Source organism: Pseudomonas helleri, assembly GCF_009600315.1.
GTDB lineage: Bacteria > Pseudomonadota > Gammaproteobacteria > Pseudomonadales > Pseudomonadaceae > Aquipseudomonas > Aquipseudomonas helleri_A.
The window spans coordinates 1-809 of sequence record NZ_WIWC01000094.1; the positions used below are offsets into that span (position 1 = coordinate 1).

The 809-nt window shown below is 57.1% G+C and carries 1 pseudogene; it reads left to right on the forward strand.

The features are described 5' to 3' along the window. Positions 1–265: 265 nt before the first annotated feature. Positions 266–809 (forward strand): annotated as a pseudogene (locus GHN86_RS22975) (IS30-like element ISPpu17 family transposase); the annotation flags it as partial.

Sequence of the window (809 nt, forward strand, 5' to 3'; positions counted from 1 at the left end):
GGGGTGAGCACTTAAGTGCGACAGCGCTCATGCGTTAATTAATGACGTTGCCGCCTGCACAGAGTGGTTGATTTAACCTTGGCGGTGCTTATAGATATCCGTCTAAAGCTGACTCAAACGTCAGATGTATCAACCTCTCTTGCCGAGTGGTTCACCAGGTTTAATCTTTCCTGAATTCATAGAATAAGCGCAACGCTTGAAACGAGAGGCAGAGAGCCAGCCACCGGTAGAATCCAGGCTCTCACACCGAAGGATTCAAGCGCAGATGACTACGCATTACCGGCAGCTGACTCAGGGACAACGTTACCAGATTGAGGCTGGCTTGAGCGCCGCAGAGAGCCAGGCGAGCATTGCAAAGCGGGTCGGCGTGCATCCCTCGACGATCAGTCGCGAGGTTCGCCGCAACAGCACCCAGAATATCTACAAGGCTGTTTCTGCGGCCCATGAAAGTGATGCTCGTCGAGCGGGTGCGCGCAAGTTTTGCAAGCCGGCGACATGGCTCAGCCATCATCTCCCGGTGTGGCTCAAGCATGGCATGAGTCCGGAGCAGATCGCCCAGCGGTTGAAGCAGGAGCAGCCAAGCCGGGCGGTCAGCCATGAGTGGATTTATCGGTTCATTGCCGCCGAACAGCGCGCCGGTGGTGAGCTTTATACCTATCTGCGACATCGCCGAAAGCGCTACCGGAAACGCTATGGAAGCCACGATCGGCGCGGGCAGCTGCGTAATCGCGTGTCAATCAGTGAACGCCCAGCCGAGGTCGAAAGCCGCGAGCGCCTGGGGGACTGGGAGGGCGATACGGTACATGGAC